Source organism: Pseudomonas sp. ICMP22404, assembly GCF_006227205.1.
In the GTDB taxonomy this organism is placed as follows: domain Bacteria; phylum Pseudomonadota; class Gammaproteobacteria; order Pseudomonadales; family Pseudomonadaceae; genus Aquipseudomonas.
This window is the reverse complement of sequence record NZ_VCNG01000013.1, coordinates 162,906-175,649: the sequence shown is the minus strand read 5'-3', so window position 1 is coordinate 175,649 and position 12,744 is coordinate 162,906. Positions and strand designations below refer to the sequence as shown.

Below are 12,744 nucleotides of genomic sequence, written 5' to 3'. Positions count from 1 at the left end.
TTCATGTCGCGTCAACCATCACAATTACCGCTCCAATCACCCCGCTTGCTGGCATCCGCCATTGGCGTCGCGCTGAGTGCGACATCTGTGGTCCAGCTGGTCCAGGCGGCGGAAAATGCCGATGAGAAATCCCCGCGCGAGGCCATTGCCCTCGATGCCACCAGCATCACCGGCGAGGCCCAGGACACGACGTCCTATCAGGTCGAAAAAGCCTCTTCCCCGAAATACACCGCGCCGCTGGTCGATACCCCGCGCTCGGTGACTGTCATCCCCCAGCAAGTGCTCAAGGACACTGGCGCGCTCAATATGCAGGATGCCCTGCGCACCGTGCCGGGCATCACCTTCGGCGCCGGTGAAGGCGGCAATCCCCAGGGTGACCGTCCATTCATCCGCGGTTTCGATGCCCAGGGCGACACCTATCTGGATGGTGTGCGCGACACGGGCTCGCAAAGCCGCGAAATCTTCGCCGTGGAATCCATTGAAGTCAGCAAGGGGCCGAACTCCGCTGTCGGCGGTCGCGGCGCGGCCGGCGGGACCATCAACCTGGTGAGCAAGAAAGCGCATCTGGGCGACTCCTTCGACGGTGGCTTCACCTGGGGATCGGACCAGACCCAACGCTACACCCTGGATGGCAACTATCAGTTCAGCGACAGCGCCGCCGGCCGTCTCAACCTCATGAGCCACGAAAGCAACGTCGCCGGCCGCGACAAGGTCAATTACGACCGCTGGGGCATCGCACCATCGCTGGCGTTCGGCCTCGGCACGGACACTCGGGTCAACCTCGACTACTACCATCTCGAAAGCAACGACCTGCCAGACTCGGGCATCCCCTACAGCATGCCAGCCTCGGGGAGAACGGCCGACCGCACCCAGTCCAACCCGGACAAGCCCAACGACGGCGGCGACAGCAGCAACTTCTATGGCCTCACCGACCGCGATTTCCGCAAGACCCGCGTCGACACTGCGACCTTCGCCATCGAGCACGACTTGAACGATGCCCTGACGGTCAAGAACACCCTGCGCCACGGCTCCAGCATGCAGGACTATATTCTGACCCAACCCGACGACAGCAAAGGCAACGTCAATAACGGGACAGTCTGGCGTCGGGCCAACAGCCGGGTCAGCAACGTCGACACCACCACCAACCAGACCGACCTGTTCGGTGATTTCTACGTGGCCGGATTCAAGAACAGCTTCTCCACCGGCATCGAATTGAGCCGCGAGAAAGGTGAAAAATCCTCCTACACCATCAACACCGACACCGTACCGGGCACCACTGCCGCGAACACCAACTGCACCCCATCGATAATCGGTGCATCGAGTGGCTTCAACTGCACCTCGTTGTCCAACCCGAACCCGAACGATCCGTGGAACGGCACCATCGCACGCAACTATGCGGGTACCGACACCACCAGCGTCACCCGTGCGCTCTATGTGTTCGATACCCTGGAGCTGACGCCGCAATGGCTGGTGAACATGGGCCTGCGCTACGATCATTTCGATACGAAGTACAAGACCTACAACGCCGCCGGCACCACCACGTCCAAGGGTGACGATGTCAGCGAGTTCGTCACCGGTCAGTTGGGGCTGGTCTGGAAGCCCGCCGACAATGGCAGTATCTACGTCTCGTACGCCACCTCGGCCACACCGCCGGGCAACATGGTCGGCGAAGGCACCGAAGGCAACCCGTTGGGCGGCACGCCGGACCGCAACGGCAACCTGTTGGCAAGCGACATGGAGCCGGAAACCACCAAGAACTACGAAATCGGTACCAAGTGGGACCTGCTCGACAGCCGCCTTTCGCTGACCGCGGCGGTCTTTCGCACCGAGAAGGAGAACGCCCGGGTCCAGGTCGATACCACGACTTATGAGAACGCCGGCAAGACCCGCGTCGACGGCCTCGAACTCTCGGCCAGCGGCAAGATCACCGACAAATGGCAAGTGTTCGCCGGCTACAGCTACCTGGACAGCGAACAGGTCGATGGCGGTCCGTTGAGCGTCACCGACGGCAATGAGCTGCCAAACACGCCAAAGAACAGCGCCAGCGTCTGGACCACTTATGCGCTCACCTCGAAGCTGACCATCGGCGGCGGCGCCTTCTACGTCGACGACGTGTTCGGCAGCGTGGCCAATACCACCATGGTCGACTCCTACGTGCGCTACGACGCCATGGCCAACTACAAGGTCAGCAAGCATCTGGACCTGCAACTCAACGTGCAAAACCTGACGAACGAAACCTACTACGACAAAGCGTTCTCGACCCACTTCGCCAACCAGGCGGCGGGGCGTACGGCGCTGTTGAGCACCAACTTCCATTTCTGATCGGAAATGGCTGGGGCCGTGATGCGGTCACCTGTGGGAGCGAGCCTGCTCGCGATAGCGGTGGATCAGTCGACCACACTATCGCCTGACATGCCGCCATCGCGAGCAGGCTCGCTCCCACAGGGTTTGCTTTCGACATCGCAGGCCGTACGCAAAAGCCCCGCTCATCTTTATGAGCGGGGCTTTTATGTGTGTTTATGAATGCTTCTCGATAACACACGGCATAATGCACGCCGTGATGAACAGTAATGAATGAAAGGCGGGCGACGTGTTGAAGAAAACCCTGTTCCAGTTGCACTGGTTTTTCGGCATCAGTGCCGGACTGGTCCTGGCGTTTATGGGCATTACCGGTGCGGCGGTGTCGTTCCAGGACGAGATCCTGCGGGCGCTGAATCCGCAGGTGCTGACGGTGGAGAAACAACCGGCTGGTGTCCTGCCGCCCGCAGAACTGGTGGAGCAGATCGAGGCCACCGCCGGTAAAACCGTCGCCATGCTCTGGGTCGAGACCGACAGCGGTAATGCCGCACGGGCGATCTTCGCCGCGCCGCCCGGGGAAAAGCGTGGGGCCATGCGCTACTTCAACCCGTACAACGCTCAATTCATGGGCAATGTGGTGGGCCAGGACTTCTTCGGCCTGATGCTCAAGCTGCACCGCATCCTGGCCCTGGATGACGTGGGCCGGCAGATCACCGGGGCGTGCACGTTGATCCTGGTGTTTTTCTGCCTGTCCGGGCTGTACCTGCGTTGGCCGCGCCAGTGGAATAGCTGGCGTGCCTGGCTGACCCTCGACTGGAAGAAGAAAGGCCGCAGTTTCAACTGGGACCTGCATTCGGTGGCCGGCACCTGGTGCCTGGCGTTCTACCTGTTGGCGGCGCTGACGGGGTTGACCTGGTCCTACGACTGGTACAACAAAGGCGTGACCCGCCTGCTCTCTGACTCACCGAAGCAAGAACGGGTGCGCAACCGCGGCCCCGCGCCCGAAGGCCCGCTGCCGGTGGTCGATTACCGGGCCATGTGGAGCAGCATCTACAGCGCCGCCGGCCCGGACCTGGCGTCCTACAACGTGCGCCTGCCGCCGGTGGCCGGGCAACCGGCGACGGTGTTCTACCTGTTGAAGAATTCGCCCCATGACCGGGCACTGAACCAGATCGTCCTCGACCCAGCCACTGGCGTCGTCAGCCAACACAGCCGCTACAGCGACAAGAGCCTCAAGGCGCAACTGCTGACCAGCGTCTATGCCCTGCATGTCGGCAGCTATTTCGGCCTGATCGGACGGATCCTGGTGACAGTGGCGGCACTGACCATGCCGCTGTTCTTCATTACCGGATGGTTGCTGTACCTGGATCGTCGCCGCAAGAAACGTCAAGTCCGGCAGGCGCGCCAGGGGCTGGCGGCCAGCCACGGCGACACGCCCGCATGGCTGATCGGCTTTGCCAGCCAGAGCGGCTTTGCCGAACAGTTGGCCTGGCAGACCGCCGGCCAGCTCCAGGCCGCCGGGCTGCCGGTGAACGTCCAGCCATTGGCGGGCGTCAGCGAGCAGGACCTGAGCAATTCCACCCACGCCTTGTTTGTGGTCAGTACCTTCGGCGACGGCGAAGGACCGGACAGCGCCCGAGGTTTCGAGCGCAAGGTGCTGGGCCGCCCCCTGGGCCTGGAGCGCCTGCAGTATGCGGTGCTGGGCCTGGGCGACCGGCAGTACGACAACTTCTGCGGTTTCGCCCGACGCCTGCACAGCTGGCTGGCGGAACACGGCGGCAAGACCCTGTTCGCCCCGGTGGAAGTCGACAGCGGCGACCCTTACGCCTTGCGTCATTGGCAACAGCAATTGGCCGAACTGACCGGGCAGGCGCCGGCGGACACCTGGAAAGCCCCCGATTTTGAACATTGGACGCTCAGCCAGCGCACCTTGCTCAACCCCGACAGCAGTGGTTCCGGCGTGTACCTGCTGGGCCTCAGCGCCCCTGGGCCAAGCAGTTGGCTGGCCGGCGACCTGGTGGAAATACTGCCGCGCAACGACCTGCTGGCCATCGAGCATTTTCTCGAAGGCCTGGGTATCGCCGGCAACGCTCGCGTCCAGGTCGACGGCTTGCCGCAAGGCCTGGAGCAGGCCTTGGCGACCCGTCAGTTGCCGGAAAACCGCGCCCATCTGGTGGGCCTGCACGCCCAGGCGTTGCTGGACGCACTGGCCCCGCTGGCGCCGCGTGAGTATTCCATCGCCTCGATCCCGGCCGATGGCGTGCTGGAACTGATCGTGCGCCAGGAACGCCATGCCGACGGCAGCCTGGGCGTCGGCTCCGGCTGGCTCACCGAATACGCCCCACTGGGCAGCGCCATCAGCCTGCGGGTGCGGCGCAACAGCGGCTTCCATCTGCCGCCCCAGGGTGTGCCGATGATCCTGTTGGGCAACGGCACCGGGCTGGCAGGCCTGCGCAGCTTGCTCAAGGCTCGCGTCACCGAGGGCCCGCAACGCAACTGGCTGCTGTTTGGCGAGCGCCAGCGCGAGCATGATTTCCATTGCCGCGATGAGCTTCAGGAATGGGTGACCTCCGGCGACCTGGAACGCCTGGACCTGGCGTTCTCCCGGGATCAGGAGCAGAAAATCTACGTCCAGGATCGCCTGCGCGAGTCCACTGCGCTGCTCAAGCAATGGCTGGCCGACGGTGCGGTGATCTATGTCTGCGGCAGCTTGCAGGGCATGGCGTCGGGGGTGGATCAGGTGCTCAACGACGTGCTGGGGGCCGAGGAAGTGGAGCGGTTGATCGAGCAGGGGCGGTATCGGCGGGACGTTTACTGACCGACTCTACACTTTCCTTGTGGGAGCGAGCCTGCTCGCGATAGCGGTGCATCAGACAGCATTTCTGTCGACTGACACACCGCATCGCGAGCAGGCTCGCTCCCACAGGGGGAATGTTGTGCGGCAGGAATTCACACCGGCTGCAGCTTCTTCTCGAACACCGCCACCCCTTCCAGATCCCGCAACACCACGTTCATCTCCCCGCTCTGCCCGTCGATGTTCACCTCGCCAAAGAACTGATAGCCGGCAAACGGCGAGGTGTTCTGGGCCGGTGGCGCCTTCTGGAACACCACTTCGGGGCCGAAGGTCTTGTCCAGGACGTTGGGGCCGAAACTACCCGCGTTCAGCGGTCCGGCGACAAACTCCCAGAACGGCTCGAAATCCTGGAACGCGGCCTGTTCCGGGTGGTAGTGGTGGGCGGCGCAATAGTGGACATCGGCGGTGAGCCAGACGTAGTTGCGTACCTGATGCTTGCGCAGGTAGCCGAGCAGCTCGGCCATTTCCACTTCGCGGCCCTGGGCCTGGCCCGGGTCACCGTTGGCGACGGCTTCCCAGCGTTGCACGCCGGGGCTGACTTCGCCGTCGGGCACGCCCAGGCCGATGGGCATGTCGGCGGCGATGACTTTCCATTGGGCACGGGATTGCTTCAACTCGCGCTTGAGCCAATCCAACTGCTCACGACCGAGGAAAGGTTTGGCCGCGCCGAGGTTGGCGTCATTGGCTTCGCGGTAGCTGCGCATGTCGAGCACGAACACATCCAGCATCGGTCCATAGGCGAGCTTGCGATAGATCCGCCCGCCGCCATCGGCCTTCTGCAAGCGCATCGGCGCGTATTCCAACCAGGCCTGGCGCGCGCGGCCCACCAGGGTGCCAATATCCTTGGTCTGGTAGCGCTCGTCCAACTGCTTGCCCGGCGACCAGTTATTGACCACCTCGTGATCGTCCCACTGCCAGATCTGCGGCACCTCAGCGTTGAAACGCCGCACGTTCTCGTCCATCAGGTTGTAGCGGTAGTTGCCGCGATACTCGTCCAGCGTCTCGGCCACCTTGCTCTTGGCTTCGGTGGTGAGGTTGCGCCAGATGCGCCCGCCTTCCGTGGTGATCTGGGCCGGCACCGGGCCGTCGGCGTAAATCGTGTCGCCGCTGTGGATGAAGAAGTCCGGCAGGCGCAGGCGCATGGCTTCGTAGATGCGCATGCCGCCAAGGTCAGGGTTGATCCCGAAGCCCTGGCCGACGGTGTCGCCGCTCCAGACAAAACGGATATTGCGCTTGAACTGCGGGGCGCTGCGCAGATGGCCCAACCAGGGCTCACTGGCAACGCCGCTCCGGGCGTCTTCGAAGTGTACGCGGTAGAAAATCGCCTGGTCGGGCGGCAGGCCGGTGAGCTCGACCCGGGCGGTGAAATCGCTGCGGCTGTCGGCCAGTGGCGAGACAACGCGCCGAGGGTTGGAGAAGCCGCTACGGGTGTCCCAGTCCACCACCATGCGTGCCGGACGGTCGCTGCGACTCCAGATCATCACCCGATCACCCTGCAAGTCACCGGATTGCACACCATCGGTCAGTACCGGCCGATCCTTGACCGAGGCAATCACCGCCGGCGCCAACCCCGGCAACAACAACCCCGCCCCCACGGCCTGCATCACACGACGACGGCCCAGGTCGAATTCGCTCATGGTGTTCCTCCCAAATGGGAAAACTAGAACATGCTCGTGTTAATCGGGTGTGACAACCATCCCCTGGACACCCCAAACAACTGTGGGAGCGAGCCTGCTCGCGATTGCGGAGGGTCAGTCAACAGAGTCGTTGGCTGATACACCGCTATCGCGAGCAGGCTCGCTCCCACAGGAGGATTGCGTTGGCTCAGGCCTTGGCAGGCTCCAACGCCATCTCGACTTGCTCCGGCCGCTTGAGCAGTGCATATGCCACCGCCGTCAGCAGGCTGCCCGTCACAATCGCCAGCAAGTACAGCAACGCATGGTTGATGGCGTTGGGGATCAGCATCACGAACAGCCCGCCGTGGGGCGCCATGAGCTTGCAACCGAAGTACATCGACAGCGCACCGGTCAGCGCCCCACCGGCGATGCTGGCCGGGATCACCCGCAGCGGGTCCTTCGCCGCGAACGGAATCGCACCTTCGGAAATGAAGCACAGCCCCAGCACCAAGGCCGCCTTACCGGCCTCGCGCTCGGTCTGGGCAAACTTGCGCCGGGCGATGAAGGTGGCGATGCCCAGGCCAATTGGCGGCACCATGCCAGCGGCCATGGTCGCGGCCATCGGCGCGTAACTCTGCGACGCCAGCAGGCCCACCGAAAACGCGTAGGCGGCCTTGTTGATCGGGCCACCAAGGTCGACACACATCATCGCCCCCAGCAGCACACCCAACAGAATCGCATTGGTGGTGCCCATGCTGTCAAGGAAATGGGTCAGGCCTGCGAGCATGCCCGCCACTGGCTTGCCCACCACGTAGATCATCACCAGCCCGGTAAACAGACTCGCCAACAGCGGGATGATCAGGATCGGCTTGAGCGCTTCCAGGCTTTGAGGCAGACGTGCGTAACGGTTGATCGCCTTGGCCGCGTAACCGGCTAGGAAGCCGGCGATGATCCCGCCGATGAACCCGGCACCCAGGGTGCTCGCCAGCATCCCGCCGATCATCCCCGGCGCGAGGCCCGGACGGTCGGCAATGGAATAGGCGATATAACCGGCCAGCAACGGCACCATCAATTTGAATGCGCTTTCGCCACCGATCTGCATCAGCGCGGCGGCCAAGGTGCCAGGCTCCTTGAACGCGGTGATGCCGAACACGAACGACAACGCGATCAACAGACCACCGGCCACCACCATCGGCAGCATGAACGACACGCCAGTCAATAAATGCTTGTAGACGCCGGTCTTCTCCGCCTTTGCCGGCCCCGCACTGCTACTGGACGCCGTTTCCTGCTGTCCCTCGGCCAAGGCTTTTTTCAGCGTTGCCTCCGCTTGCTTCAAGGCGATGCCCGTGCCGCAGCGGTAGATCTTCTTGCCGGCAAAACGCTCGGTGGCGACTTCGATGTCGGTCGCCAGCAGCACCACGTCCGCCTCGGCAATGGCCTGGGGACTCAACGGATTGCGCGCGCCCACCGAACCCTGGGTTTCCACCTGCAAGTCGTAGCCCAATCGCGCCGCGGCCTGCTGCAATGCTTCGGCGGCCATGAAGGTATGGGCCACGCCCGTCGGGCACGCGGTGATGGCAACCAGGCGCGGCGCATGTTCGCTCACTGCTGCGGACGATTGCGCAGCAACAGCCGCCTCCTGCTGAACATCCGACTCCACCAGGACCGCTGCCTCTTCGGCGCCACGGCGCAGCACCGAATCGACATCCTGCAGGGCCTGGGCCGGGGTGCTGCGGAACAACCGCTTGCCGACGAACCGCGACAAGTCCACCGGGCCGCTGGCAACCAGCAACACCCACTCGGCGGCCTCAAGGGTCGCCGCCGACAACTGGCGCTCCGGATGGGCCGCGTCATGGACTTCGACACTGGTGCTCCATCCCTGGCGCTGGGCCGCCGCGTCCAGCAGGCGGGCGCACAACACACTGGTGACCATGCCGTTCGGGCAGGCCGTCACAATGGCTAATTTCATTCTCGCGAACCCTCTTATTGTTCTGTCAGGGGGCGCACGCGCACGCCCTGTTCAAGCGACGCCAGCAACGCGGTGTCATGAATGCCGAAACCGATCTGCGTGACCGCCATCGCGGCGATGGCCGTGGCAGTGCGCAGGGTCTGCTCCGGCGTATGCGCACCGAGCAGGCCATGCAGCATGCCCGCCAGCAGCGAATCCCCGGCGCCCACGGTACTGGCGACGGTGACCTTGGGGGGGGAAGCGTGCAGTGCCGAACCGACACTGAACCAATTCACACCGTCGGCACCGTGGGAAATCACCACATGCTCGACGCCCTGAGCGTGCAGGCGTTGCGCCGCTTGGGCCTGGGCCTGCTCGGTCACCACTTCGCAGCCCAATGCATCGGCCAATTCCTCGGTGTTCGGCTTGATCAGCCACGGCCCGGCGGCCAATGCAACGCGCAAGGCTTCGCCGCTGGTGTCGAGGGCCACCTTCAGGCCGAGGGTTTTCAGGCGTGTGACCAATGCCTGCAACCACTGTGGGCTGACGCCCCGGGGCAAGCTGCCCGCCACCACCACGACATCGTGCCCAGGGGCGATCTGTTCCAGACGCGCCAGCAACGCCTGCTGCGCCGCCTCATCGACCCTCGGGCCGGGGCCGTTGAGGTCGGTGATACGTCCATCCTGCTCGGCCAGCTTGATGTTGCTGCGGGTTTCCCCGGGCACCCGGATAAAGGCGTCGACAAAACCGCGTTGAGCGAACAACGTCTCGAACGCCTGGGCGTTGTCTTCACCCAAAAAGCCGCTGACGGTCAGCGTATGCCCCAGGTCAGCCAGTACCTGGGCCACGTTCACGCCTTTGCCGGCGGCGTGGCTGTGCATGGCATCGCTGCGGTTGACCTGGCCCGGTTCCAAGCGCGCCAGTTCCACCGTGAGGTCGAGCGCCGGGTTGAGGGTCAGGGTAAGAATCTTCGCCATTACAGCGCCTCCACTAATGCGCGCACGTCATTGGCACTGCCCACGACCAGTGCTTCGCGAGCCAGGGTCTGTGCCTGTTCGAGGCTCAGTTCGCGTACTCGCGCCTTGACCTCGGCAATGCTGCGGGCCGACACGCTCAGTTCATCCACCCCCAGGCCCACCAGCACCGGTACGGCCAGCGGGTCGGCCGCCAGTTCGCCACACACACCCACCCATTTGCCATGGGCATGGGCAGCGCGCACGGTGATGTCGATCAATTGCAGCACCGCCGGGTGCAAGCCGTCGGCCTGGGCGGAAAGACTCGGGTGACCACGGTCGATGGCCAGGGTGTACTGGGTCAGGTCGTTGGTGCCCACGCTGAAGAAGTCGACTTCCTTGGCGAGCACCGGCGCGAGCAACGCGGCGGACGGCACTTCGATCATGATCCCCAGTTGCAGGTCCGCCACCGGTATTTCCAGGCGCAGGCGCTCGGTCATTTCCCGGGCCTGGCGCCATTCTTCGACGCTGCCCACCATCGGGAACATGATCCGCAACGGACGGTTGTCCGCCGAACGCAGCAAGGCACGCAGTTGCGCCTCCATGATCTGCGGGCGCTGCAAGGTCAGGCGGATGCCCCGCACACCGAGGAACGGGTTTTCTTCTTTCGCGATCGGCCAGTACGGCAGCGGTTTATCGCCGCCGACATCCAACGTGCGCACCACCAGCGGTCGGCCGGCCAGGCCATCGAGCACCTTGCGGTATTCGGCCTCCTGGGTCGCTTCGTCCGGGGCCTGAGTGTGGGCCATGAAAATCAGTTCGGTGCGCAACAGGCCGATGCCTTCGGCCCCCTGCTCCACCGCGCCGGCGACACCGGCGCTTTCACCGATGTTGGCGAACACCTCTACCGGGTGACCATCACGGGTCAGCGCAGGTTGGTGACGCTGTTCGGCGGCGGCCTTGAGGCGTTGCTCACGGGTGTCGCGTTCCTCGACGGCGCGCTGCAGGGTGACGGCATCAGGCTCCACGTGCAGGCGACCGCGCTGGCCGTCCAGCAACAATGAAGTGCCCGGCGCCAGCAGCAACACCGAGGCTCCCGCCCCCACCAGCGCCGGAATACCCAGGGCCCGGGCGACAATCGCGCTGTGAGCGGTGGCGCCACCACGGGCGGTGAGAATCCCCGCTACACGGCTCGGGTCCAGGCGCGCCACGTCGGACGGCCCGACTTCATCCATCACCAGGATGTACGGTTGCTCGGGTTCGTTCGGGGTTTCGACGCCGCATAATTGCGCCAGCACACGGCGGCCGACGTCGCGCAGATCGGCAGCACGCTCGGCGAGCAGTGCATCCTGCAAGGCTTCCTGCTCTTTCGCGGCGGCTTCAATCACGCCCATCCAGGCCGCTTGCGCACTTTCACCGAGCTTCAGACGGGTGTCGACTTCGTCAGTCAGCTCCGGGTCGTCGAGCATTTCCTGGTGAGTAATGAAAATTTCGCGGATGGCCTTGGCCTTGGCGCGCTCGATCAGGCCTTCGATGTCGCGGCGCACCTGATTCAAGGCGTTTTGCAGACGCTCACGCTCGATGGCAGCCGACTCGCCACGCAGCGGATAGTCGATGGCTTGCAGGACCTGGATATGGGCCGGGCCAATGGCGATGCCCGGAGCGGCAGGCACCGCCTGGATCAAGCTGCCGGATTCGGGAGCCAGCATCACGGTCGCAACCTCGGCCATCGGGCTTTCCTGCGGCGTACTCGGTGGCGGCAGCGGTTCGACTTCTTCGCCCAGGCCTTCTTCGATGGCCGCCAGCAATGCTGGCAGCGCATCGGCGGCAATGCTCGGTTCAGCGATGAATTCCAGAACCTGACCGCGACGGGCGCCCAGGCTCAGCAGCTTGCTCAGGCTCTTGGCCGACACGGCGCTATCCTGGCCGTCGACGATGCGCACGCGGATCTCGCCTTCGAAGCTTTTCGCCAGTTGCGCAAGGACCTTGGCCGGACGCGCGTGCAAGCCATGGGCGTTGGCCAGGCCAATTCGAGCACTGGGCCAGTCGGCAGGCAGTTCGCCCCCCAGCACTTCCAGCACCTTGCGGCTGCTGGTGGCGCGGCCCAGCTCGTGGCCGCGACCTTCGATCAGCAAGGCGCAGAGTCGTTCGAGCAACGCCTGGTGAGCTTCGCCGAGGCTGGCGAGGCAGAACAGGCCACTCAAGGGCTGTCCCAGATAACGGATGGGCTTGTCCGGGGTCACGAAGGCCAGGCCCGGGCGCTTGACGGTCTGTTCGCTGTGCAGCCACCACAGGCCATCGCCCAGGGGCAGCGCATCGACTTGCTGCAACACCCCGGCAAAGCCGTTACTCACGCAATCGGCCTGGCGCAGCAAACGGGCGCCACGCCACACCAGCTCCTCGAAATCGTCGGCCGACACGCCAAGCCCGATCATTTGCGCATCCAGGGCCAGCTCCTGCGGCGCACCTTGCAGCAACTTCAGCAAGGCTTCGGCGGAACCGGCACGACGCAGCGCCTGACCCAGGTCGGTCTCGCCGAGGGCGCGGGTCAGCAGTTGCAGCAGGCGCAGGTGCTCATCGGACTTGGCCGCGATACCGATCGCCAGGTAGACGATTTGCCCGTCGCCCCAGTCCACGCCGTCCGGGAATTGCAGCAAACGAACACCGGTCGAGTGCACCAGGTCGCGGGTTTGCGGCGTACCGTGGGGGATGGCGATACCTTGGCCAAGAAAAGTCGAACCCTGGGCTTCGCGGGCCTGCAAGCCGGCGAGATAACCTTCGGCCACCAGGCCATCGGCCACCAGTTTGTCAGCGAGCAATTGCAGCGCGGCGGCTTTATCCACGGCGGTTTGAGCCATGGATATCTGCTCTGGATTGAGCTCGAGCATGCTTTCTCCTTTTTGGCGTCGGGTTGGCGCCAGGTATTGTTTTGAATGACAGCTTAGCGTTACAGGACGGCTTTTGGCGGTATCGCGGCAGTGCGGCCAGAAAAATCCTGCTAGCCTTGAAAATACGCTTGCTGAAACGTTTAATCTAGAAAGATTGGCACGTTACTCGATAATCTCTCATCCTTGA

Annotated in this window: 6 protein-coding genes; 2 read left to right on the top strand and 4 right to left on the bottom strand. The window is 64.0% G+C overall.

Annotated features, from left to right (window positions below; all coding sequences use genetic code 11):
- Window positions 1-3: 3 nt before the first annotated feature.
- Both FGE05_RS22045 and FGE05_RS22035 read left to right on the top strand, forming a co-directional pair.
- Window positions 4-2,322 (top strand): TonB-dependent siderophore receptor, encoded by a 2,319-nt coding sequence (locus tag FGE05_RS22045; protein ID WP_139648231.1) that lies wholly within the window; start codon window positions 4-6, stop codon window positions 2,320-2,322.
- Between the two features lie 268 nt (window positions 2,323-2,590).
- Entirely contained in the window at window positions 2,591-5,116 is a 2,526-nt protein-coding gene (locus FGE05_RS22035) for a sulfite reductase flavoprotein subunit alpha (RefSeq protein WP_139648227.1), read from the top strand.
- A 131-nt stretch (window positions 5,117-5,247) separates the two neighbouring features.
- On the opposite strand, the gene FGE05_RS22030 is transcribed toward FGE05_RS22035, so the two are convergent.
- The 4 genes from FGE05_RS22030 to ptsP all read right to left on the bottom strand — a co-directional run bounded on the left by FGE05_RS22030 (window position 5,248) and on the right by ptsP (window position 12,557).
- Window positions 5,248-6,789 carry an alkaline phosphatase gene (locus tag FGE05_RS22030; protein ID WP_139648225.1) on the bottom strand — a complete coding sequence of 514 codons (1,542 nt, stop codon included), beginning with the start codon at window positions 6,787-6,789 and terminating at the stop codon, window positions 5,248-5,250.
- Between the two features lie 187 nt (window positions 6,790-6,976).
- Window positions 6,977-8,737 (bottom strand): PTS fructose-like transporter subunit IIB, encoded by a 1,761-nt coding sequence (locus FGE05_RS22025; protein WP_139648223.1) that lies wholly within the window; start codon window positions 8,735-8,737, stop codon window positions 6,977-6,979.
- Between the two features lie 14 nt (window positions 8,738-8,751).
- Window positions 8,752-9,693, bottom strand: a complete 942-nt coding sequence (gene pfkB / locus FGE05_RS22020; protein ID WP_139648222.1) for a 1-phosphofructokinase — start codon at window positions 9,691-9,693, stop codon at window positions 8,752-8,754.
- Window positions 9,693-12,557: a phosphoenolpyruvate--protein phosphotransferase gene (ptsP, locus tag FGE05_RS22015; RefSeq protein ID WP_139648220.1), complete on the bottom strand. Its 2,865-nt coding sequence runs from the start codon at window positions 12,555-12,557 to the stop codon at window positions 9,693-9,695. The genes pfkB and ptsP overlap by 1 nt, the downstream gene beginning before the upstream one ends.
- Window positions 12,558-12,744: the final 187 nt, after the last annotated feature.